At 70.0% G+C, this 22433-nt stretch carries 21 protein-coding genes; 11 read left to right on the top strand and 10 right to left on the bottom strand.

Features of this window, described 5'->3' with window-relative positions; all coding sequences use genetic code 11:
• The 5 genes from V8J36_RS13155 (at position 1) to V8J36_RS13135 (ending at position 7507) form a co-directional block, all read left to right on the top strand.
• Positions 1 to 393 carry a hypothetical protein gene (locus tag V8J36_RS13155; RefSeq protein ID WP_336467753.1) on the top strand — a complete coding sequence of 131 codons (393 nt, stop codon included), beginning with the start codon at positions 1 to 3 and terminating at the stop codon, positions 391 to 393.
• The gene (locus tag V8J36_RS13150) at positions 390 to 1403 is read left to right on the top strand and encodes a branched-chain amino acid ABC transporter permease (RefSeq protein WP_336467752.1); all 1014 of its coding nucleotides are present in this window, start codon (positions 390 to 392) and stop codon (positions 1401 to 1403) included. Before V8J36_RS13155 ends, V8J36_RS13150 begins: the two co-directional genes overlap by 4 nt.
• Complete coding sequence (locus tag V8J36_RS13145) at positions 1400 to 2725, top strand: branched-chain amino acid ABC transporter permease (RefSeq protein ID WP_336467751.1); 1326 nt, start codon at positions 1400 to 1402, stop codon at positions 2723 to 2725. Before V8J36_RS13150 ends, V8J36_RS13145 begins: the two co-directional genes overlap by 4 nt.
• 157 nt (positions 2726 to 2882) lie before the next feature.
• Complete coding sequence (locus tag V8J36_RS13140) at positions 2883 to 5309, top strand: GcvT family protein (RefSeq protein ID WP_336467750.1); 2427 nt, start codon at positions 2883 to 2885, stop codon at positions 5307 to 5309.
• A gap of 359 nt (positions 5310 to 5668) precedes the next feature.
• The gene (locus tag V8J36_RS13135; RefSeq protein WP_336467749.1) at positions 5669 to 7507 is read left to right on the top strand and encodes an ABC-F family ATP-binding cassette domain-containing protein; all 1839 of its coding nucleotides are present in this window, start codon (positions 5669 to 5671) and stop codon (positions 7505 to 7507) included.
• Positions 7508 to 7585: 78 nt separating this feature from the next.
• Here the strand turns inward: V8J36_RS13135 and V8J36_RS13130 are convergent, their stop codons facing one another.
• Both V8J36_RS13130 and V8J36_RS13125 read right to left on the bottom strand, forming a co-directional pair.
• Positions 7586 to 8320 carry an SDR family NAD(P)-dependent oxidoreductase gene (locus V8J36_RS13130; RefSeq protein WP_336467748.1) on the bottom strand — a complete coding sequence of 245 codons (735 nt, stop codon included), beginning with the start codon at positions 8318 to 8320 and terminating at the stop codon, positions 7586 to 7588.
• 78 nt (positions 8321 to 8398) lie between these two features.
• Positions 8399 to 9373 (bottom strand): agmatinase, encoded by a 975-nt coding sequence (locus V8J36_RS13125; protein ID WP_336467747.1) that lies wholly within the window; start codon positions 9371 to 9373, stop codon positions 8399 to 8401.
• A gap of 110 nt (positions 9374 to 9483) precedes the next feature.
• Here V8J36_RS13125 and V8J36_RS13120 point away from each other — a divergent pair, with 110 nt between their 5' ends.
• The 3 genes from V8J36_RS13120 to V8J36_RS13110 all read left to right on the top strand — a co-directional run bounded on the left by V8J36_RS13120 (position 9484) and on the right by V8J36_RS13110 (position 11698).
• Positions 9484 to 9642 carry a YqaE/Pmp3 family membrane protein gene (locus V8J36_RS13120; protein WP_336467746.1) on the top strand — a complete coding sequence of 53 codons (159 nt, stop codon included), beginning with the start codon at positions 9484 to 9486 and terminating at the stop codon, positions 9640 to 9642.
• Positions 9643 to 9815: 173 nt separating this feature from the next.
• Entirely contained in the window at positions 9816 to 10640 is an 825-nt protein-coding gene (locus tag V8J36_RS13115) for a peptidoglycan-binding protein (protein WP_336467745.1), read from the top strand.
• An 11-nt stretch (positions 10641 to 10651) separates the two neighbouring features.
• Complete coding sequence (locus tag V8J36_RS13110) at positions 10652 to 11698, top strand: M15 family metallopeptidase (protein WP_336467744.1); 1047 nt, start codon at positions 10652 to 10654, stop codon at positions 11696 to 11698.
• Positions 11699 to 11716: 18 nt separating this feature from the next.
• On the opposite strand, the gene V8J36_RS13105 is transcribed toward V8J36_RS13110, so the two are convergent.
• The 4 genes from V8J36_RS13105 to V8J36_RS13090 all read right to left on the bottom strand — a co-directional run bounded on the left by V8J36_RS13105 (position 11717) and on the right by V8J36_RS13090 (position 14131).
• Positions 11717 to 12328 carry an HNH endonuclease gene (locus V8J36_RS13105; RefSeq protein WP_336467743.1) on the bottom strand — a complete coding sequence of 204 codons (612 nt, stop codon included), beginning with the start codon at positions 12326 to 12328 and terminating at the stop codon, positions 11717 to 11719.
• A 286-nt stretch (positions 12329 to 12614) separates the two neighbouring features.
• The gene (locus V8J36_RS13100; protein WP_336467742.1) at positions 12615 to 12773 is read right to left on the bottom strand and encodes a hypothetical protein; all 159 of its coding nucleotides are present in this window, start codon (positions 12771 to 12773) and stop codon (positions 12615 to 12617) included.
• A 63-nt stretch (positions 12774 to 12836) separates the two neighbouring features.
• The gene (locus V8J36_RS13095; protein WP_336467741.1) at positions 12837 to 13499 is read right to left on the bottom strand and encodes an alpha/beta hydrolase; all 663 of its coding nucleotides are present in this window, start codon (positions 13497 to 13499) and stop codon (positions 12837 to 12839) included.
• A complete protein-coding gene (locus V8J36_RS13090; RefSeq protein WP_336467740.1) occupies positions 13496 to 14131 on the bottom strand; it encodes a DNA-3-methyladenine glycosylase family protein in 636 nt (211 codons plus the stop codon). Before V8J36_RS13090 ends, V8J36_RS13095 begins: the two co-directional genes overlap by 4 nt.
• 172 nt (positions 14132 to 14303) lie before the next feature.
• Between V8J36_RS13090 and V8J36_RS13085 the strand changes: the two genes are divergently transcribed.
• Positions 14304 to 15545 carry an MFS transporter gene (locus tag V8J36_RS13085; protein ID WP_442902496.1) on the top strand — a complete coding sequence of 414 codons (1242 nt, stop codon included), beginning with the start codon at positions 14304 to 14306 and terminating at the stop codon, positions 15543 to 15545.
• A gap of 4 nt (positions 15546 to 15549) precedes the next feature.
• Here the strand turns inward: V8J36_RS13085 and V8J36_RS13080 are convergent, their stop codons facing one another.
• From V8J36_RS13080 to V8J36_RS13065, 4 genes are all read right to left on the bottom strand, one after another.
• Entirely contained in the window at positions 15550 to 16746 is a 1197-nt protein-coding gene (locus tag V8J36_RS13080; protein ID WP_336467738.1) for an NAD(P)/FAD-dependent oxidoreductase, read from the bottom strand.
• Between the two features lie 661 nt (positions 16747 to 17407).
• On the bottom strand, positions 17408 to 18304 hold the full coding sequence (gene tsf, locus V8J36_RS13075) for a translation elongation factor Ts (protein ID WP_336467737.1): 897 nt from the start codon (positions 18302 to 18304) through the stop codon (positions 17408 to 17410).
• 154 nt (positions 18305 to 18458) lie between these two features.
• Positions 18459 to 19229 carry a 30S ribosomal protein S2 gene (rpsB, locus tag V8J36_RS13070; protein WP_336467736.1) on the bottom strand — a complete coding sequence of 257 codons (771 nt, stop codon included), beginning with the start codon at positions 19227 to 19229 and terminating at the stop codon, positions 18459 to 18461.
• A 172-nt stretch (positions 19230 to 19401) separates the two neighbouring features.
• The gene (locus tag V8J36_RS13065; RefSeq protein ID WP_336467735.1) at positions 19402 to 20430 is read right to left on the bottom strand and encodes a GlxA family transcriptional regulator; all 1029 of its coding nucleotides are present in this window, start codon (positions 20428 to 20430) and stop codon (positions 19402 to 19404) included.
• Positions 20431 to 20562: 132 nt separating this feature from the next.
• Here V8J36_RS13065 and V8J36_RS13060 point away from each other — a divergent pair, with 132 nt between their 5' ends.
• Together V8J36_RS13060 and V8J36_RS13055 are read left to right on the top strand one after the other, a co-directional pair.
• On the top strand, positions 20563 to 21444 hold the full coding sequence (locus V8J36_RS13060; RefSeq protein WP_336467734.1) for a PfkB family carbohydrate kinase: 882 nt from the start codon (positions 20563 to 20565) through the stop codon (positions 21442 to 21444).
• On the top strand, positions 21441 to 22367 hold the full coding sequence (locus tag V8J36_RS13055; RefSeq protein ID WP_336467733.1) for a pseudouridine-5'-phosphate glycosidase: 927 nt from the start codon (positions 21441 to 21443) through the stop codon (positions 22365 to 22367). Before V8J36_RS13060 ends, V8J36_RS13055 begins: the two co-directional genes overlap by 4 nt.
• The last annotated feature ends 66 nt before the right edge of the window (positions 22368 to 22433 follow it).

Raw genomic sequence — 22433 nt, 5'->3', positions numbered from 1 at the left:
ATGCGGCTGTTCCTGACACTCGCCGCCCTCGCCCTGCCGCTTCCCGCCGCGGCCGAGGGCGCGCGGATCGTGCTCGACTGCACGACGCAGACCCGATGCGACCCGCAGGGCGGCTGCGCGTCCGCCACCGGCAGCGCCCGCTTCACGCTGGCCCCGGTGACGACCGATGCCGGCGGCGCGGGCAGCTACAGCCTCTCGCTGGGCGATGGCGCGGCGCTGGAGGCGAAAGCCCCGTCGCGCACCGGGCCCTGGGTCTGGCTGCAGGGGGGCGAGGTGCTGATGACGCTGGCGCTGAGCGGCGAGACCTCGGCGGTCTGGATCCGCCAGAGCCTTGCGGGGGGCGGCAGCGCCCCCGCCACGATCGACCTGATGACCTGCGAGGTGACGGCGTGACCGACCTGCTGAACGCCGTCGTGGCGCTTCTGAACTTCGTGGTGATCCCCGCCACCGCCTATGGCGCGCAGCTGAGCCTGGGCGCGCTGGGGGTGACGATCATCTATGGCATCCTGCGCTTCTCGAACTTCGCGCATGGCGACACCATGGCCTTCGGCACCGCCTGCGTGATCCTTGTCACATGGCTGTTCCAGTCCTGGGGCCTGTCGATCGCGCCGCTGCCGACGGCGCTTCTGGCCCTGCCCTTCGGCATCCTCGCCTGCGTGGCGCTGGTGCTGGGCACCGACCGCGTCGTCTACCGCTTCTACCGGCGGGTGAAGGCCGCGCCGGCGATCCTCGTCATCGTCTCGCTGGGGGTGATGTTCGTGATGAACGGCGTGACCCGCCTGCTGATCGGCGTCGACAGCATCACCTTCGCCGATGGCACCCGCTTCGTGATCAACGCCCGCGACTTCATGACCGCGACCGGCCTGCAGGAGCCGCTGGCGCTGCGCGCGACGCAGGTGATCACCGTGGTCACCGCGGTGATCGTGGTGGCCTGGCTCTTCTGGTTCCTGAACCACACCCGCACCGGCAAGTCGATGCGGGCGTTTTCCGACAACGAGGACCTGGCGCTGCTGTCGGGCATCAACCCCGACCGGGTGGTGCGGGTGGCCTGGATCATCGCCGCGGGCCTCGCGACGATCGCGGGCACGCTTTATGGCCTCGACAAGGCGTTCCGCGCCTTCGACTACTTCCAGCTGCTGCTGCCGATCTTCGCCGCGGCCATCGTCGGCGGCCTCGGCAATCCGCTGGGCGCGATCGCCGGCGGCTTCGTCATCGCCTATTCCGAGGTGGCGGTGACCTATGCCTGGAAGAAGGTGGCGGGCTATGTCCTGCCCGAGATGCTGCAGCCCGAGGGGCTGGGGCAGCTGCTGTCGACCGAATACAAGTTCGCGGTCAGCTTCCTGATCCTGATCGCCGTCCTGCTGGTGAAGCCCACCGGCCTCTTCAAGGGGAAATCGGTATGAGCGGCCATGTCGGAACCCGCCCCGCCCAGCCCTGGCGCGCGCCCGCAATGTTCGCGGGGCTGGCGGCGCTGCTGATCCTGGAAGGCGTCACCGGGTCTTGGAACTCGGCGCTGGGGATCCTGAACATGGGTCTGATCTCGGCGGTGATGGCGCTGGGGCTGAACATGCAGTGGGGCTATGCCGGGCTGTTCAACACCGGCGTCGTCGGCATGGTGGCGATCGGGGGGCTGGCGCCCGTGCTGATCGCGATGCCGCCGGTGGGCGCGGCCTGGGCGGGCGGCGGACTGCGCATGGCGCTGGCGCTGCTGGTCGCGGCGGCGGTGGTGGGCCTTGCCATCGGCGTGGCGCGGCGGATGGCGAAGGGCCTGCCGCGGACGCTCGCCGTGATCGCGGTGCTGGTCGGGGGCTTCTTCCTGTACCGCGCGCTCTTCGATCCGGCGGTGGCCGCGATCGAGGGCGTGAACCCGGCGTCGGAAGGCTATCTGGGCGGGCTCGGCCTGCCGGTGTTGCTGGCCTGGCCGGTGGGCGGCCTGCTGGCTGCCGGCGCGTCCTGGATGGTGGCGAAGACCGCGCTGGGGCTGCGCTCGGACTACCTTGCCATCGCGACGCTGGGGATCGGCGAGATCATTGTCTCGGTCCTGAAGAACGAGGACTGGCTGGCGCGCGGCGTGAAGAACGTGACGGGCATCCCCCGCCCGGTGCCCTACGAGGTCGCGCTGCAGCAGGACCCGGGCTTCGTCGCGCAGGCGGCGCGGGTCGGGCTCGCGCCGGTCCAGGCCTCGACGCTCTGGGTGCAGCTTTGCTGGTCCGGGCTGTTCCTGGTGGTGCTGCTGGTCCTGATCTTCCTGATGGAGCGGGCGCTCAACTCGCCCTGGGGCCGGATGATGCGGGCGATCCGCGACAACGAAACGGCGGCCGAGGCGATGGGCAAGGATGTGAAGCGTCGCCACCTGCAGATCTTCGTGCTGGGCGGCGCGGTGATCGGCCTTGCGGGGGCGATGATGATCACGCTCGACGGGCAGATGACGCCGGGCAGCTACACGCCGCTGCGCTTCACCTTCGTGGTCTGGCTGATGGTGATCCTGGGCGGATCGGGCTCGAACTGGGGGGCGGTGCTGGGCGGCGTGCTGGTCTGGTACCTGTGGGTGAAGGTCGAGCCCTGGGGCAACTGGCTGATGGGCTGGCTCGCCGCGCCGCTGCCCGAGGGCGCGCTGAAGGCGCATCTGATCGGCTCGGCCGCGCATATGCGGCTGCTGACTATGGGCCTGATCCTGCTGGTGGTGCTGCGCTTCTCGCCGCGCGGGCTTTTGCCCGAGAAGTGACGCCCGCCAGGGGCGCCCGAGCGCAGGGGGGCGCGGGGGGAGGCCGCGCCTCCCCCCGACCTGTTTCTCTGTAAACGACATCAACCTGTCGCTCTCTGACATGAGGTTGCGGCCCTCTCGCGTTCGGATGCCCCGGACGGCAGCAGGGAGCAGTCCAATGAAATCGCATGTGCGCGTGGTGGTGATCGGTGGCGGGGTCGTGGGCTGCTCGGTGCTCTACCACCTCACGAAGCTCGGCTGGTCGGACGTGATGCTGATCGAGCGGTCCGAGCTGACTTCGGGCTCGACCTGGCACGCGGCGGGCGGCTTCCACACGCTGAACGGCGACACCAACATGGCGGCGCTGCAGGGCTACACGATCCGGCTCTACAAGGAGCTGGAGGCGCTGACCGGCCTGTCCTGTGGCCTGCACCATGTCGGCGGCATCACGCTGGCCGACACGCCGCAGCGCTTCGAACAGCTGAAGGCCGAACGCGCCAAGCACCGCTACATGGGGCTCGAGACCGAGATCCTCGGCCCGCAGGAGGTGCTGAAGTTCACCGAGGGCCTCGTGAACCTCGAGGGCATCATCGGCGCGCTCTACGACCCGCTCGACGGGCACCTCGACCCCTCGGGCACCACGATGGCTTACGCGAAGGCCGCGCGGATGGGCGGGGCCGAGATCGTGCTGCACAACCGCGTGCTGGAGACGAACCCCCGCCCCGACGGATCGTGGGAGGTCGTCACCGAAAAGGGCACCGTCATCGCCGAGCATGTGGTGAACGCCGCCGGCCTCTGGGCGCGCGAGGTGGGCGCGATGGCGGGCGTCTACCTGCCGCTTCTGCCGATGGCGCACCAGTATCTGGTCACCGACGACGTGCCCGAGATCATGGAGATCCTCGCCCAGGGCCGCGAATTCCCGCATGTCATGGACCCGGGCGGCGAAAGCTACCTGCGGCAGGAGGGCCGCGGCTTCTGCATCGGCTTCTACGAAAAACCCTGCGAGCCCTGGTCGCTGAACGGCACGCCCTGGACCTTCGGCCATGAACTCTTGAACGAGGATTTCGACAAGATCGAGGACTCGGTCACCTTCGCCTACCGCCGCTTCCCGGTGCTGGAACGCTCGGGCGTCAAGCGGGTGATCCACGGCCCCTTCACCTTCGCCCCCGACGGCAACCCGCTGTTGGGTCCGGTGCCGGGGCTGCGCAACTACTGGTCGGCCTGCGCGGTGATGGCGGGGTTCAGCCAGGGCGGCGGCATGGGTCTGGCCCTTGCCCAGTGGATGATCGAGGGCGAGGTCGAACGCGACCCGCGCGGCTTCGACGTCGCCCGCTTCGGCCAATGGACGACGCCCGGCTACACCGTTCCGAAGGTGATCGAAAACTACCAGACCCGCTTCTCGGTCAGCTATCCGAACGAGGAAAAGCCCGCGGCGCGGCCGTTCCGCACCACGCCGATGTACGACATCTTCAGTGGCATGGGCGCGGTCTGGGGCCAGCAATACGGGCTCGAGGTGGTGAACTACCACGCGCTTCCGGGCGAGCCTCTGTATGAAACCCCGTCCTTCCGCCGCTCGAACGCCTTCGCCGCAACCGCGGCCGAGGTGAAGGCCGTGCGCGAGGCCGTGGGCATCAACGAAATCCAGAACTTCGGCAAATACCGCGTGACAGGCCCGAAGGCGCGCGCCTGGCTCGACCACCTGCTGGCCGGCCGGATCCCGAAGCCGGGGCGCATCGCGCTGAACCCGATGCTGAGCCCCAAGGGCCGGATCATCGGCGATTTCACCGTCACCTGCCTGTCCGAGACCGAGTTCCAGGTCACCGGCTCCTACGGCGCGCAGGGCCAGCACATGCGCTGGTTCGAACAGAACCTGTCCGAGGGCGTCAGCGTCGAGAATGTCTCGGACCGGCTGACCGGCTTCCAGATCGCGGGGCCGATGGCACGGCGCGTGCTGGAAAAGGTGACATCCGCCGATGTCTCGGGCGAGGCTCTGCGGTTCATGGACGCGAAGCGCATGGTGATCGGCATGACCGACTGCCTCGTGCAGCGCGTCAGCTACACCGGCGATCTGGGCTACGAGATCTATTGCGACGCCATGTGCCAGCGGCAGCTCTGGCACACGCTCTGGGCCGCGGGCGAGGAATTCGGCATGCGCCCCTTCGGCATGCGGGCGATGATGTCGCTGCGTCTGGACAAGTTCTTCGGCAGCTGGGGGCGCGAGTTCAGCCCCGACTACATGCCCGCCGAGACCGGCATCGACCGCTTCATCACCTGGGACAAGGACTTTATCGGCAAGGTCCCCGCGCAGGCCGAGAAGCCGACCCGCAAGCTCGCGGCCTTCGTGGTCGACGTGCCGCAGGCTGCGGACAGCGCCGATGTGGTGGCCTATGAACCGATCTGGATCGACGGCACCGTGCAGGGCTTCTGCACCTCGGGCGGCTACAGCCATGGCACCGGCAAATCGGTCGCGATGGGCTTCGTGCCGGTCGAAAAGCTTGCCCCCGGCCTGATCGCCGAGATCGAGATCCTGGGCGAACGTTATCCCGCCACCCTCGTCACCGAACCGCTCTGGGACGCCGACGGCGCGCGGATGCGCAAAGGCTGAAAGGCCGGGGGGATGCATCCCCCCGGACCCCCGCGTGCACGGGCAGCCAGATGGCGACCCCCGCTTTCTGTTTTGGCCGGTTAACAGGGCCCGCAAGGGCCCCCGGCCGACCGCCCCCTCGGGCGACCGCTTTGCAACCTCGGCGCGGGGCGCAGCGTCGGCAGACTGTGTCACCATGAGGCGCCCGGCTGTCACCCTCGGCCGGCCACCCGGCGGTCCGCCGCTGGCCTCTCGTCGCGCAAGATCCCGCAGGGGGTCGCCATCGGTCCGCCATCGGTCCGAGGACCGCTGGCGACGGGAGCCGCGGCTCCCCCGGCCTTCCCCTTGACTGTCTGCCTGCCCCCGGATAGCGCGAGGGCATGGCACGCGCACCCCTCCTCCAGCTTTCCGGCATCTCGCTCACCCATGGTGGCAACCCGATCTTCGACGGTCTCGACCTTGTCGTGCAGCCCGGCGACCGTGTCGCGCTCGTGGGCCGCAACGGATCCGGCAAGTCGACGCTGATGAAGGTCATGGCGGGCCTCGTCGAAGCCGACAAGGGTTCGAAGGTGATCCCCGCCGGCGTCACGGTCGGCTACATGGAGCAGGAGCCGAGCCTCGAGGGCTACGCCACCCTGCGCGACTTCGCCTGCGAGGGGCTGGAGCATGGCGAGGAATGGAAGATCGAGGCGGTGGCCGAGGGGCTGAAGCTGCGCCTCGACGCCGATCCCGCGGCGGCCTCGGGCGGCGAGCGGCGGCGCGCGGCGCTGGCCAAACTGCTGGCGCGCGAGCCGGAGCTGATGCTTCTGGACGAGCCGACGAACCATCTCGACATCCAGGCGATCGGCTGGCTGGAAGAGCATCTGAAGGACACCCGCGCAGCCTATGTGCTGATCTCGCACGACCGCGCGTTCCTGAAGGCGCTGACCCGCGCCACGCTCTGGATCGACCGCGGCGAGGTGCGCCGGCAGGAGCGCGGCTTCGAAGGCTTCGAGGACTGGCGCGAGGCGACCTGGGCCGCCGAGGACGACGCCCGCCACAAGCTCGACCGCAAGATCAAGGCGGAAGCCAAATGGGCCGTCGAGGGGATCTCGGCCCGGCGCAAGCGCAACATGGGCCGGGTGCGGGCGCTGGCGGACCTGCGGGCCGAGCGTGCGGGCCAGATCCGCCGGCAGGGCACCGCGGCGATGGAGCTGGAAAGCGGGCCGACGTCGGGCAAACGGGTGATGGAGGTCAAGGGCATCTCGAAGACCTTCGGCGACCGGGTGATCGTCAAGGATTTCGACCTGCGCGTGCTGCGCGGCGACCGGGTGGCCTTCGTGGGCCCGAACGGCGTCGGCAAGACGACGCTGCTGAAGATGCTCACCGGCGAGATCGCCCCCGACGAGGGCACGGTCACGCAGGGCACCAACCTCGACATCGCGGTCTTCGACCAGGCGCGGGCGACGCTCGACTTCACCATGTCGCTCTGGGACGGGCTGGTGAACGACCCCGAGATGCGGGTCTCGGGCCGCTCGGATCAGGTGATGGTCCGCGGCACGCCCAAGCATGTCGTGGCCTATCTCAAGGACTTCCTCTTCGACGAGGCACAGGCGCGGGCGCCGATCGGCTCGCTCTCGGGCGGCGAACGCGCCCGGCTGCTGCTGGCGCGGATCATGGCGCGGCCCTCGAACCTGCTGATCCTCGACGAACCGACCAACGATCTGGATGTCGAGACGCTGGACCTGCTGCAGGACATTCTCGGCGAATACGACGGCACGGTGCTGCTGGTCAGCCACGACCGCGACTTCATCGACCGGGTCGCGACGACGACGATCGCGATGGAGGGCGACGGCCGCGCCACCGCCTATCCGGGCGGCTGGAGCGACTACCAGGCGCAGCGCGGCGAGACCGCCACCGCCGCGACGCCCGCACCAAGGCCTGCGTCTGCCGCGCTTCCCGACGACGGGAAGCCTGGGTCCCCCGCGCCGCAACCGGCGAAACCCGCGGCCGCCGGGCTCAGCTATACTGAGCGGCACCGGCTGGACGAGCTCCCGAAGGTGATCTCGCGGCTCGAGGCCGAGATCGCGAAGCTGACCGAGTTCCTCGCCGATCCCGAGCTTTTCACCAAGGCACCGGCGAAGTTCCAGAAGGCCTCGGACGGCCTCGTCGAGCGGCAGGCGGCACTGGCGCAGGCCGAGGAAGAATGGCTCGATCTCGAGGAACGCGCGGGCAGCTGAGGCAAAGAGGGGGCGCTGCCCCCTCGGGCTTCGCCCTCACCCCCGGAGTATTTCGACAAAGTCGAAGCCGCGCGGCGGTCACGCCATCCTGAGCGCGCCGTCGAGACGGATCACCTCGCCGTTCAGGTAGCCGCAGGTCAGGATGAAGGCCGCGAGATCGGCGAATTCCGCCGGATCGCCGAGGCGTTTCGGGAAGGTGACCGAGGCCGCGAGGCCGGCCTGCACCTCTTCTGTGAAGCCCGACATCATCGGCGTCGCGAAGATGCCCGGCGCGATCGCGCAGACCCGGATGCCCTGTTTCGCAAGATCGCGTGCCAGCGGCAGCGTCAGCCCGGCGATCCCCGCCTTCGAGGCCGCATAGGCCGCCTGCCCCGCCTGACCGTCCATCGCCGCGACCGAGGCGGTGTTGATCACCACGCCGCGCTCGGGCCCCTCGTTCGCCGCCATCACCTCGGCCGCGAGGCGCAGCACGTTGAACGAGCCCACCAGGTTGATGTCCACGGTGCGCCGGAAGCTGGCCAGCGCATGCGGGCCCGACCGGCCCAGCACCCGCTCGCCGATCACCACGCCCGCGCAGTTCACCAGCGCGTCGATCCCGCCCATCCGCGCGACCGCCTGCGCGATCCCGGCCGCGACCGAGCCCTCGTCGGTCACGTCGACCTCGGCGAAATCCGCGCCATGCAGCGCGCGCGCCGCGGGGTCGCGGTCGAAGACCACCACCTGCGCGCCGCGCGCCCGCCAGCCCTCGGCCACCGCCCGGCCAAGGCCCGAGGCCCCGCCCGTCACCACCACCCGCGCGCCCTCGATCCGCATCGCGATCCTCCCTGTTGCGGGAAGGCTAGCAGCGCGGGCCGCGCCCGGAACCCGGACGTCACGTCAGGAGCGGAGGCGTCAGGAGAAGTCCCGCTTGGCCTCGACCATCAAGCAAAGCTCCTCGAACAGCAGGGTTGCCCCCAGCCAGGCGGTGTTGCCGCCCTGGTCGAAGGGCGGCGAGACCTCGACGAGGTCGGCCGCGACCACGTTCACGCCCCGCGCCAGCCGCAGCACCTCGATCGCCTCGCGTGCGATCGGCCCGCCCCATTCCGGCGTGCCGGTGCCCGGGGCGACCGACGGATCCACGAAGTCGATGTCATAGCTGAGATAGGTCTCGCCCTGCCCGAGGATCTCGCGCGCCTCGGCCATCACATCCGCGAGGCCGCGGGCGAACAGCTCTTCGGCGCGCACGATGCGGATGCCGTGGGCCTTGGCGAAATCGGTGTCGGCATGGTCGTAGGTGGTGCCGCGGATCCCGATCTGGATCATCCGCTTCGGGTCCAGCAGGCCTTCCTCGACCGCGACGCGGAACGGGTTGCCATGGGTCAGGGTGCGTCCGCCGAAATAGACCGGGTAAAGGTCGGTGTGGCTGTCGAAATGCAGAAGGCCCAGGGCCGCGCGCCCCTTCACGAGTCCGCGCAGCACCGGCAGCGTGCAGAGGTGGTCGCCGCCGGCGGTGAGCGGACGGATGCCCTCGGCCGCGAGGCCGGCATAAGCCGCCTCGAACCGGTCGAGCGTGTCCATCACGTCGACCGGGTTCGGGCCGACATCGCCCAGATCGGCGCAGGCGAAGGTCTCGAACGGGCGCAGGCCGGTCGCCCCGTTCTGGGCGCGCAGCATGGTCGAGGCATCGCGCAGCGCCCGCGGGCCGTGGCGGGTGCCCGGGCGGTTCGACACGGCCGAATCGAAGGGCAGTCCGAGGATGCCGATCTGGACCTCGTCCCGGCGCGGGGCGCCGACCGGCAGGTAGGGCAGCCGCATGAAGCTGGGCAAGCCCGCGAAGCGCGGCATCTCCATGCCGGAGACAGGGTGGAAGAAGGGATCGGTCGCCATCTGGTCTATCCTTCGGCCGTGGAACGCTTTTCGGAACGCTTTCCGCGGCCGGAGCGTTGCAGGGGAAAGCCCGGCCCGCAAGAGGGCCCGGGCAGACCGAAGGAGTTCCCATGGACCTGATCCGCATCATCTTCGCCATCCTGCTGCCGCCCCTGGGCGTGTTCCTGCAGGTGGGCCTGCGCGGGGCCTTCTGGCTGAACATCCTGCTGACGCTGCTGGGCTACATCCCGGGCATCGTCCACGCTGTGTGGATCATCGCCCGGCGCTGAGCCCCGCCGTCAATGCTTCTGCGCCGCCTGGGAGTGATCCCGGGAGGCGTTAATATTTCTTTAACCTCTCATTAATGCTCATCCACCAGCTTCGTCCCGTGATCGCATTTCGATCGCGCCCCCGAGTGATAGCCCGGCGGGCAACGGGGATTTCATCTGGATGAGGGCGTTTCATGTCTTGGATTTCCGATACCGTTTCATTTGCCGAGCGGAACATCGACCGCAGTCGTCTGAACGGCGCGCTGTCCGGGGCGAAGAACACCACGATGCGCAGCCTGATTGGCGAACCCTGCGCGCGCTACAGCGACCAATGCGCGATGCCCACCAATCCGCATGTCTCAGCGCTGATGGCGACCCAGGACGTCGGGCCGTTCCGGGCCACCGGGATGAAACTCGCACTCGCAGCGCTGCGCGAGATCTTCGCCGAAGTGAAGGCCGAGCATCCGGAGATCCACGCGGCGCTCGGCTCGGCCGGGATGCTGTGCTGCCGGTATGTCCGCGGCTCGCAATCGGCGGTGTCGAACCACAGCTGGGGTGCGGCGATCGACGTGACCCTGGAAGGCAAGCTCGACAAACGCGGCGACGGGCGCACGCAGCGCGGCCTGCTGACGATCGCGCCGATCTTCAACCGCCACAAGTTCTTCTGGGGCGCGGCCTTCCCGACCGAGGACGCGATGCATTTCGAGGCCTCGGACCAGTTGATCCGGGACTGGGCAGCGGCCGGGGCGTTCGGGGCCGGTGCCAAGACGGTGATCGCCGCGCAGGAGCCGGCGCAGCTGAGCTTCGGGGACCGCGGGATGGACGTCGAAGAGCTGCAGCGCGGGCTGGCGCTCGCCCTGGCGATGGACATCGCCATCGACGGCATCTTCGGCCGCGACACACGCGCCGCAGTGCTGGAGTTGCAACGACGCGAGGGGCTGAAGATGGATGGCATCGCCGGGCCGAAGACCCTGGCCGCGCTGGGTGCCAGAAGCGTGACGCTGGCCGCGGCTGAGTGAGGCGGCGGCGCATGGCCCGGCAGGAAGCGGCCGAGGGCGCGCCATCATCGCGCCTCGAGGCCTGGCTCGGTTTCGGGAAGGTCTTCTTCGGAACCGGGTTCGCGGCCGCCGTGGCCGCGGCCTTCCCCTATCTCACGCGGCAGGCCGAGCTGGGCTACCGCGCGCAGGAGATCGCGCTGGAGCATGACGCGCAGCTGCGGGAGTTCCTGTACCAGATGGGCAGCGAGGGTCGCAGTGGGGATATCGACGTCAGGATCCGGCTGGCCGAGTTCTACAGCTTCGTGTCGACCGACCCCGCCGAGGTGAAACGTTGGATGGAATTTCTGGCGTATCTGAAGACCCTTCTCAGGGAACAGACCGACAAGCGCGAAGCCGCACTGCGGGTGAAATACGATCCCACGTCAACGCCGCTGGAGCTTGCCTTGGCAGAGGAGAACATATTCGACGTCTCGCAACGTCTGACGCCGTCGCGGCTCCCATCGACGGGCTGGTCTGCGACGGCCCCGCTTGATCGACGCGAGGTCGAGGCGATGAATGGCTTCATCGAACCGGCGCGGAGCGCGCGGCTCGTCGAGCTGTTCGGCGATCCCGGCGCGACGGGCGACAAATGCGGCCCGCCCGGGGCGCAGCTGGCGGCTCGGATGGGGACGGAGGACGTCGGTCCGTTCACCGTCACGCTGCAGGCGCCCGCCCTCGCATCGCTGCGCGCGATCTTTGGCGAGATCCGCGCGACCGACCCCGATCTCTATGCTGCGATCGGCTCGGCGGATGGGCTGTGCGTGCGCTATATCCGCGGAACCACAACTCAGCTGTCGAACCACAGCTTTGGGACAAGTATCGATCTGACCATCGACGGCCAAGTCGGCCCGTGGGGAGATGGACGAACGCTGACCGGCTTGGCCGAACTCGCCCCTTATTTCACCCGTCATGGCTGGTACTGGGGCGCGGGCTTCAACAGGACGGAGCCCGGGCATTTCGAGGCGGGCCGGGTCCTTGTCGAGAGCTGGGCGGCCGCGCCGGCGGCGACCGACACGGTCGCGCCGGTCATCGAGGATTAGGCACGGGACCAGCCCGGCTCACGCTTCCAGCTCGGCGTCCCAGTAGAGGAAGTCGACCCAGCTGGCGTGCAGGTAGTTCGGCGGGAAGCGGCGGCCGATGTTGCGCATGTCTTCCGAGGTCGGCTGGCGCGCGGGCTTGCGCAGCTGCATGCCGGTCTGCTTCAGCAGCTTGTTCGCCTTCTTCAGGTTGCAGGGCGAACAGGCGGCGACCACGTTTTCCCAGCTGGTGATCCCCCCGCGCGAGCGCGGCAGGACGTGATCGAAGGTCAGGTCCCCGCGCGAGCCGCAGTACTGGCAGCAGAATTCGTCCCTCAGAAAAAGATTGAAGCGCGTGAAGGCCACGCGCTTCTGGGGTTTGACGAAATCTTTCAGGACCACGACCGAGGGTATCCGTATCTCGGCCCGCTGGCTGCGCACCACCTCGTCGTATTCGGCGAGGATCTGCACCCGGTCGAGGAACACCGCCTTGATCGCCTCTTGCCAGGGCCAGAGCGACAGCGGGTAGTAGCTGAGCGGTCGGTAGTCGGCGTTGAGCACCAGCGCCGGATGATGTTTCAGCGCCGAGGGTTCGCGGACGAAGCTCGTCCGGAAGTCCGCCGTCTCGCCGATGTCTTCCCTGTGATCGAGCATCGTCACTCTCGTCCCTGACTTCATCGCCGGCCCGGACCTGCTGGCCGGGCGGAGACGTCTTTCGCGGTCCGCGGACGGGGCGGGGAAACCGACCCGACCTAAGGTCAACTATATCTGGCGTCACGAGGCTGGCAAGCCCCGCGATCTCGCGATGGACGCCCAGAACAGGGGTATCGCGACAAGGTGACAGGGCGGTGACGGAAAAAGCGGCAGAGCGAAAACGCAAACGCCCGGGACGGGCCCGGGCGGTCGGTTCATCTCGTCTGTGCCGCCGTGCGGCGCGGCCTCAGCGGCGGGGCTGGCCCGGACGGCGCTTGCGGTCGGACTCGACCGGGATCGGCTTCAGTTCCGGGGTCGGGCGCAGGCGCTGTACCACGAGCGAGGCCACCTGCACGATCACGAGGATCGCTGCGGTCATCAGGGCGGCATTCACGGCGTGGGACATAGCGACCTCTCCTCGACTGCTACCCTATGAATGTAGCCCCGATTCCCGGACCATCAAGGGGTTTCACGCGGGAAGGTTCTGCCGCAGGAAATAAAGTGCCGAAGATAGACCATCTGGCGCAATTCCGTGGCCGGTGCCGCGCATCACATGGGCAAAGACCTCGAACCCAGCCCCCGAAAGCGCGTTTCCGGCCGCCTCGAGCGAGGCGAAGGGCACGACCTCGTCGGCGTCACCGTGCAGGAGCAGAATCGGTGGCGTGGCACGCTTTTCGGCCGCCAGCCGCTCGGGCGCGATCAGCCGGCCCGAGAAGCCGACCACGCAGGCGATCTGCGCGTCCCGCCGCGGCGCGACTTCCAGCGACATCATCGTGCCCTGCGAGAAGCCGACCAGCGCCAGCGCCGCATCGGGCAGCCCGGCCTCGGCCAGCCGCTCGTCGAGGAAGGCCTGCAGATCAGCGGCGGACTGCGCCAGCCCCTCGGCCGCGGCGCTTTCCGGCGAGCCGTCGAGCCAGGGGATCGGGAACCACTGCCGGCCGAAGGGATTGCCGCGGCAGGGCTCTGGCGCATCGGGGGCGATGAACAGCGTGTCGGGAAGATGCGGGGCCAGCGGATCGGCCAGGCCCAGAAGGTCGGCCCCGTCGGCGCCGTAGCCGTGCAGGAAGACGACGATCGACTTCACCGTGCCCGACTGCGGGCCCTTGGTGTTGTAATCCAGCTTGCGCGTCATCGGATCCCCTCGCGTCCCCTGATCTGGCGGTAGTAGACCCAGAGCGCCCGCGCCGCAACCGAGCCCCAGGGCGACCACGCCGCGGCCCGCGCCCTGAGCGACCGCTCGTCGGGGCGCGCGGGCAGCTCGAAAAGCACGCGCGCGGCCTCTTGCAGGGCGAGGTCGCCAGCGGGGAAGGCATCGGCATGGCCAAGGCAGGACAGCGCGTAGATCTCGGCCGTCCAGCGCCCGATGCCGGGCAGCGCCACCAGCCGCGCCACCGCCTCGGCCACCGGCAGATCCTGCAGCGCGGCGTAGTCCAGCCCCGAGCGGGCCAGCGCCGAGACATAGCGCACCTTCGGGCGCGACAGGCCACAGGCGCGCAGTTCGTCCTCGGTCGCCGCGGCGGCGCGGGCCGGATCGTTCAGCCCCGCCGCCACCAGCCGCGCGGTGATCGCGGCGGCCGAGGCGGTCGAGACCTGCTGCCCGACGATCGCCTCGAGCAGTGCCGCGAAGCCCGCGGGTTTCAGGCGCGGGGGCAGCGGCTCGGCCAGGGCGGGGGCGAAGCGGGGCTCGGCCCGCAGCAGCCAGGCGGCGCCCTCGGCCAGGCAGGCGGGGCCGAGGATGCGGCGGGCGGAGGGGTCCTGGGGCATGGCTTGGGTCCGGGATGGCACGGGAAGGGGGCGCTGCCCCCTCGCGGGCTGCGCCCGCTCACTCCCGGGATATTTGTCCCAGTGCGAAAGGAAAAGGGGCTGACGGGGCGTCGGGCTTTCTTCGGGGCGGCGGGCGGGCTAGGCAGGCGGCAGGAGATCCGGGATGGCAGAGATGACGAGCGAGACGGCGGTGCCGGGGGCGAGCCTGTCGCGGGCGCGGCGCAACGTGGCGGTGCTGGTGCTGGCGCAGGCGGTGCTGGGCGCCCAGATGCCGATGATCTTCACCGTCGGCGGGCTGGCCGGACAGGGACTGGCGCCGAACCCCTGCCTTGCGACGCTGCCGCTGTCGGTCATCATTCTGGGCAATGCGCTGGCCTCGACCCGGCTGTCGGGCTTCATGGCCACGCACGGGCGGCGCGCCGGCTTCGCGCTGGCCACCGGCGCGGGCGCGCTGGGCGCGGCGCTGGCGGCGCTGGGGTTGTGGAGCGGCAGCTTCTGGCTGTTCCTCGCCGGCGGGCTCTTCACCGGGATCTACATGAGCGCGCAGGGTTTCTACCGCTTCGCCGCCACCGATGCCGCGCCGCGCGACTACCAGCCGCGGGCGATCTCCTATGTCATGGCCGGCGGGCTGGTCGCGGCGGTGCTGGGGCCGCAGCTGGTGAAGCTGACCGCCGAGGCGATGGTGATCCCGTTCCTGGCCACCTATCTGGCCGCGATCGCGCTGAACCTGCTGGGGCCGCTGCTGTTCTGGTGGCTCGACGCCCCTGCCCCGCCGGCGGCGACCGGCCCGGCGCCGGCGGCGCGGCCGCTGCGCGAGATCCTCGCTCAGCCCGAGGTTCGGGTGGCGATGATCTGCGGCATGGTCAGCTATGCGCTGATGAACCTGGTGATGACCTCGACCCCGCTTGCCGTCGTCGGCTGCGGGTTCAGCCGCGCGGACGCTGCCGACGTGGTGTCATCGCATGTGCTGGCGATGTATGTGCCCTCGTTCTTCACCGGGGCGCTGATCCAGCGCTTCGGGGCACGGGCGATCGTGGGAACCGGTCTGTCGATCCTGGCCGTAGCCGGGCTGGTCGCGCTGTCGGGCATCGAGCTTGGCCATTTCTTCGCGACGCTGGTGCTGCTGGGGCTGGGCTGGAACTTCGGCTTCATCGGCGCTACGGCGATGCTGACCCGGGCGCAGCGACCGGAAGAGCGCGCGCGGCTGCAGGGTCTGAACGACCGGGTGGTGTTCGGGGGGGTGTTCCTCGCCTCGCTGTCCTCGGGCGGGCTGATGAACTGCGCCGGCGGCTCGGTCGTCGCGGGCTGGCACGCGGTCAACCTCGCGATGATCCCGTTCCTGGCGCTGGCCGGGGCGGCGCTGATCTGGCTGTGGCTGCGCCCCGCCGCGGAGGGCGCGGCGCGGACGCGCTGACGCCTCAGACGATCGCGCGCTCCAGGAAAGGCTCGCCCGCCAGCACCCGCTCGATCCCGAAGGGGGTCAGGTCGATGCTGCGATAGGCGCCGGTCAGGATCAGCTCGGCCAGGCCGCGGCCCGCGGCAGGGGCCTGTTGCAGCCCGTGGCCCGAGAAGCCGTTGATCAGGTAGAGGTTGGCCAGCCGCGGGTCGCGGCCGATGATCGCGTTCTGGTCGAAGGCGTTGAATTCGTAATGCCCCGCCCAGAGCCGCAGCACCTTGGCCGCGTCGAAGCCCGGGACGCGGTTCCAGATCCGCTCCCAGATCAGCTCTTCGAACTCGCCGGCGTTGGGCTCGAAATCGTCGGGGTCGCAGGGGCCGTCGATGTCGGGAACGGTCGCGGTGATCCAGGCCTCGCCCTCGGGGCGCATCCAGTAGCCGGCCGGGTCGATCATCAGGGGCGCGTCGGGATGGCGGGCGTTCGGAGCATCGACCATGAACACCGTGCGCTTGCGCGGCTCGACCGGCAGGTCCTCGCCCATCATCCGCAGCAGTTCGCCCGCGCGCGGCCCGGCGGCCGAGACGAAGCGCTCCGCTGCGATCCGCCCGCCCGAGGCGAGCCGCGCGGCGACGAGGCGGTCGCCGTCCCGCTCGAAGCCGGTGACGCGATCGGTGACGAAGCGCGCGCCCTGCGCCCGCGCGGCGGCGCGCAGGCCGTTGACCAGCCCCATGTTGTCGAACCAGCCCTCCTGGCTCGGGCCGAAGCTGCCGGCGCTGAGGGCCTCGGTCGACAGCCAGGGGAAGCGGGTCGACAGCTCGGCCGGGGACAGCACCTGCGTCTCGGCCCCGAGGCCGCGCTGCATCGCCGCCAGCTCTTCAAGCAGGGCCGCGCCCTCGGCGGTTTCCGACAGGAACAGGTAGCCGTTCTCGCGCAGGCCGAGCGAGCCCGCGCCGACGTCGCGCCCGAGATGGCTCTGGAAGTCGCGCAGGAAGTCGATGCCGAAGCGCGAGATCTCGACATTGACGGGGTTCGAGAACTGCTGGCGCACCGAGGCCGCCGACAGCGCCGAGGACGAGCGCGCGAAGCTCGGGTCCATCTCGACCACAGTCACCGAAAGCGTGGGGTCCATCCGGGTCAGCCAGAAGGCGGTCGAGGCCCCCATCACCGCCCCGCCGATCACCAGAATATCGGTGCCCGCAGCCTTGTCGTCGCCCGTCATCTCTCGCCCCGTCGCCTGTCGTGGTCCTGCCATCGGCGAAGTGCTAGCGCGGCCCGAGGGTGGGCGGAAGCCCCCCTCGCGCGGGGCGACGGGACGGCGGGTGCGAGGGATCGCTCGTCGCCGATGCCGGGCCGGCGGACGGGCCCGCGGGCGCGATTCGAAACGGCATCACGGGCGGCGCGGCGAACCGGGACGGGCCATGCAACCAAAAATTGAGTTTGCCCAACTGCTAGGCGAGATCATGCCAGTTGCAGGATCATTTCTGATCGAATGATCAGAACTTTGTCGGGGTTGCCTTCACCTTGCCGCCCGCTCACGGCATTATGAGATCGTTCCGTGAGTGGTGGCTTTGGCCAGGAACATTTCCGTTCGGACTGTGCCCGTCGACTTAAGGCGGGGGTCCGGACGGGTCCGGGAAACCGGTCGGCTGCGGCACGTTTCCGTGTCACCAGTCCAGATCGCACGGCCGGCCTTCCCCAAGCCGGTACTTAAGAGTGTGACGGCGTGACCCCTGGTCGCGCCGTCGTTTCTTTTGGGGTTCCGCAGCGCCGCCGCCCGCAGGGTGCTCTGACATGAAAGCCGTCTCGCCGCGGACGGTGGCGCAAAGAAAAGGGGCCGGCACCCTGCGGCCCGGCCCCTTCCGATCTGCGATGCGCCGCTCTCAGGCGCCGCGGGTCTTCGCGACTTCGGCGGCGAAGTCCTCTTTCTCTTTCTCGATGCCTTCGCCGACCATCACGCGGGCGAAGCCGGTGATCTCGACGCCGGCCTCTTTCGCGGCCTGCTCGACCGTCAGGTCGGGGTTCACGACGAAGGCCTGGCCCAGCAGCGTGACTTCCGCGAGGAACTTCTTCATCCGGCCCGGGATGATGTTGTTCTGGATCACGGCTTCGGGCTTCGGCTTGGCCGAGGCGGCGTTCTCTTCGAGCGCCTTCGAGGTCTGCACGGCCAGCTCGCGCTCGACCACGACCGGGTCAAGCTGGGCTTCCGACAGGGCCAGCGGCGAGGTCGCGGCGATGTGCATCGCCAGCTGTTTGCCGATGCCGTTGTCGGCGCCCTTCAGCGCGACCAGCACGCCGATCTTGCCCATGCCCTCGGTCGCGGCGTTGTGGACGTACGAGACGACGGTCTCGCCTTCCACGACTTCCATCCGGCGCAGGGTCATGTTCTCGCCGATCACGGCGATGGCTTCGGTCAGCACGGTCTCGACCGGCTTGCCGTCGACCGTCGCGGCCTTCAGCGCCTCGAGGTCGGACACGCCGAGGGCGGCGGCGGTGATGCCGCGGACCAGCGCCTGGAAGTCGGCGTTCTTGGCGACGAAGTCGGTTTCCGAGTTCACCTCGACGGCGACACCCTTGCCGCCGGCCACGGCGACGCCGACGAGACCTTCGGCCGCGACGCGGTCCGCCTTCTTGGCGGCCTTGGCGAGACCCTTGGTGCGCAGCCAGTCGACCGCCGCTTCCATGTCGCCGTTGGTTTCGGTCAGCGCTTTCTTGGCATCCATCATGCCGGCGCCGGTCGATTCGCGCAGTTCCTTCACCATCTGTGCGGTGACAGCCATGTCGGGCTCCTTCGATCTCGAAATGTCATGGGGCGCGCAGGGGATGATCCCGGGCCCAGTCGTCAGTCAGGCGGGGAGTATCCCCGCCTGATGAAAGTTCCTTGACGAAGCGCGAGGGGCGCGGCCGCGAACCGGCGCGCCGCCCCGGGCCGGATCAGGCTTCGGCGCCGTCTTCCAGCTCTTCGGCCGGAGCGACTTCCAGCTCGCCGAGGTCGACGCCGGCGGCGCCCATCTGGGCGGTCATGCCGTCGATGGCGGCACGGGCCACGAGGTCGCAGTAGAGCGAGATCGCGCGGGCGGCGTCATCGTTGCCCGGGATCACGTAGTCAACGCCCTTGGGCGAGCAGTTGGTGTCGACGATCGCGACGACCGGGATGCCCAGCTTCTGGGCTTCGAGGATCGCGAGGTCTTCCTTGTTGACGTCGATGACGAACAGCAGGTCCGGCAGACCGCCCATTTCACGGATGCCGCCCAGCGAGGCCTGAAGCTTGGCCTGCTCGCGCTCCATGTTCAGGCGCTCTTTCTTGGTCAGGCCTTCGGCGCCCGAACCCATGATCTCGTCGATGGCCTTGAGGCGCGCGATCGACTGGGAAACGGTCTTCCAGTTGGTCAGCGTGCCACCGAGCCAGCGGTGGTTCATGTAATACTGGGCCGATTTCTCGGCGGCTTCGGCGATGGCCTTGGCGGCCTGACGCTTGGTGCCGACGAAGAGGATGCGGCCGCCCTTGGCGACGGTGTCGCGGATGACGGTCAGCGCCTGGTCCAGCATCGGGACGGTCTGGGTCAGGTCGATGATGTGGATGCCGTTGCGGTCGCCGTAGATGTACTCGGCCATCCGCGGGTTCCAGCGTTGCGTCTGGTGACCGTAGTGAACGCCAGCTTCGAGCAGCTGACGCATCGAGAAGTCGGGAAGCGCCATATCCATGTCCTTTCCGGTTTTGCGCCTGAGCAGGGGATTTCAGGCTTTCGCCCAACCGGCGGACCCATCGGGGGATGTCTCTCCCGCGGGCCCAGCCCCTGCCTGTGAAGTGCGGTGCGCTTAGCCGATCCCCGGCCCCACGGCAAGGGCGAAACGCCCGCAGCCGGCGCGCGCGGGCTCAGGCCCCGCCGAAATGGCTGAACTTGGTGGGCGAGACCCCGTATTTGCGCCGGAAGCTGCGGGCGAAATGCGCGGCCGAGGAGAAGCCGCAGGACAGCGCGATCTCGAGGACCGAGAGATTGGTCTCGGCCAGCAGTCCCCGGCCCTTCCGCAGCCTGAGCGTGGTCAGGTATTCCTTGGGCGTCATGCCCAGCTTCTCGCGGAACAGCCGTTGCAGCTGGCGGCTCGTGACGCCGATGTGCTCGGCACACTCAGCGACCTGCACCTCTTCCTCGAGCCGGCTCTCGATATAGACCGCGGCGGCGAGGATGTGGGGGTTGCGCGTCCCCAGCCGCGAGGCGAGCGAGGCGACCTGGTCATCCTCGGCCCGGCGGTTCTGCGTGAGCAGGCACATGTCCATCACCGCCTGCGCCACCACCGGCCCGACATGGTCCGAGATGATCTTCAGCACCATCTCGGCCCCCGCGACGCCCCCCGCGCAGGTGACGATGCGGTCGTCCATGCAATAGAGCCGGCGCAGCGGTTCGAGCTGCGGATAGACTTGGCAGAAGCCCGCGATGTTTTCCCAGTGAAGGGTGAAGCGCCGCCCGCCGAGGATGCCCGCCCGCGCCAGCGTGTAGGCGCCGCTGCACAGGCTGCCGACGGTGCGCCCGCGCCGCCATTGCGAGCGGATCCAGTCGGCCAGCGCCTGCGAGGTGTTGGTGTCGGGTTCGACGCCGCCGCAGATCAGCACGTAGCCGGGCTGGGTGTCCTTCGGGATCGGCCCGTCGACGATCACCGACAGCCCGTTCGACCCGGTCACGGGCGTGCCGCCCTCGGACCAGACATGCCATTCGAAGAGCCGCCGGCCGGTGAGCTGGTTGGCGACCCGCAGCGGTTCGACCGCCGAGGTGAAGGCCAGCATGGTGAAGCCCGGTGTCAGCACGAAGGACAGCACGACCGGCGCCGCCGGCGCGGTTGCGTCCACCTGCGCCACGCCGCGGGCGACATAGCGGCGGCTGCGGTCTTCCTCGGTCGCGTCGCTCACCCTGCGTCTCCGGTCCCTGGCATCGATTCGCGGTGATACATCTTCCGCGCCGTCACGCAAACGGGATGCATGCGCCGCCCGGCTTGCGCGGGCGCCTGCGCAGGCGGATAGTCGCGCGACAGGAGACCCGACGTGCCCCCCGAACCCGCCCCTTCCGCCCCGATCCTGTGCATCGGCGCGCTGAACCGCGACCTGATCGCCCGCCACGACGGCCCCCTGCCCGCCGGTGCCGACCGTCCGGGGCGGATCGAGGCGCGGGCCGGCGGCGTCGCCTTCAACGTCGCGCGGGCGCTTGCGCGCGAGGGTCTGGCGGTGGCGCTTCTGGCCGCGCTCGGCAGCGATGCCGAGGGCGCGGCGCTGGCGACCGAGGCCGCGGCCGAGGGGATCGACACTGCGGGACTGATCCGGATGCCGGGCCGCGCCTCGGACCGCTACCTGGCGATCGAGGCCGGGGGCCGGCTGCATGCCGCCATCGCCGACACCGCCACGCTCGAGGCCGCGGGCCCGCGGATCCTCGCCGCCGTGGGGGCGTGGCCCGCCGGGCCGGCCGCACTGACGGTGATCGACGGCAACCTGCCGGTGCCGGTGCTCGAGGCGCTGGCCCGCGCGCCGCGGCTGGGCGCGGTGGCGCTGGTCTCGGCCGGCGACGGCAAGGCCGCGCGGCTCGCGGGCTTCTTCCACCGCCCGGCGACGCGCTTCCACCTGAACCGGACCGAGGCCGAGGCGCTGCTGGCCCGCCCGCTCGCCGATGCCGCCACGGCCGCCAGGGCGCTGCGGGACGCCGGCGCGCACGAGGCGCTGGTGACGGACGGGGCCGCAACGCTTGCCTGGGCCGCGCCAGAGGGCACGCTGCGGCGCGATCCGCCCCCGGCCCGCGCGCGCCAGGCCACCGGTGCCGGCGACAGGCTGCTTGCCTCGCTGATCGCCGCACTCTATCGCGGTGCCGACCGCGCGGCGGCGCTCGACGCCGCCCTTGCCGCCGCCCGCGCCCATGTCGAGGGAGAGACCGCATGACCCCCATTCCCAACACCGCCCCGCTCAACCCCTCGCCCGAGGTGCGCGCGGCGCTGGCCGAGGGCCGCCCGGTCGTCGCGCTGGAATCGACGATCATCACCCATGGCATGCCCTGGCCGCAGAACCTGCAGACCGCCCGCGCGGTCGAGGACGAGGTCCGCGCCGCCGGCGCCGTGCCCGCGACCATCGCGCTGATGGGCGGCGAGATCCGCGTCGGCCTCGAGGGGGCGGCGCTGGAACAACTGGCGCAGAGCCGCGACGCGATGAAGGTCAGCCGCGCCGACATGGCGGTGGCGCTGGCGCGCGGCGCGACCGGGGCCACGACGGTGGCCGCGACGATGATCGCGGCACGGCTGGCCGGGATCGAAGTCTTCGCGACCGGCGGCATCGGCGGCGTGCACCGCGGGGCCGAGCAGACCATGGACATCTCTGCCGACCTGCGCGAGCTGGCCGAGACCCGGGTGACGGTGGTGGCGGCGGGGCCGAAGGCGATCCTCGACCTGCCGAAGACGCTCGAGGTGCTGGAAACGCTGGGGGTGCCGGTGATCGCCTTCGGGCAGGACGAACTGCCGGCCTTCTGGTCGCGCCGCTCGGGCCTCGCCGCGCCGCTGCGGATGGACGACCCGGCCGAGATCGCCGCCGCGCACCGGATGCGGGCGCGGCTGGGGCTGCCGGGCGGCCAGCTGGTCGCGAACCCGGTGCCGGGCGATGCCGAGATCCCGATCGACGAGATCACGCCGGTGATCGAGGCGGCGCTGGCCGAGGCCGAGGGCGCAGGCATCGCGGCCAAGGCGGTGACGCCCTTCCTGCTGGGCCGGATGCTCGACCGCACCGCCGGGCGTTCGCTGACCACGAACATCGCGCTGGTGAAGAACAACGCCCGCCTCGCCGCCCGGATCGCGACCGCGCTCGCCCGGCCCTGAACACTCGCCCTGACCGCCTGTCCTGACCGCGGGCAGGCGCACCCGCGCGCAGGGGGGCGGGGGGGG

This window comes from Frigidibacter sp. MR17.14 (genome assembly GCF_037095735.1).
Taxonomy (GTDB): domain Bacteria; phylum Pseudomonadota; class Alphaproteobacteria; order Rhodobacterales; family Rhodobacteraceae; genus Frigidibacter.
Note: the sequence above shows the minus strand (reverse complement) of the source record. Positions and strands in the feature narration are given on the sequence as shown.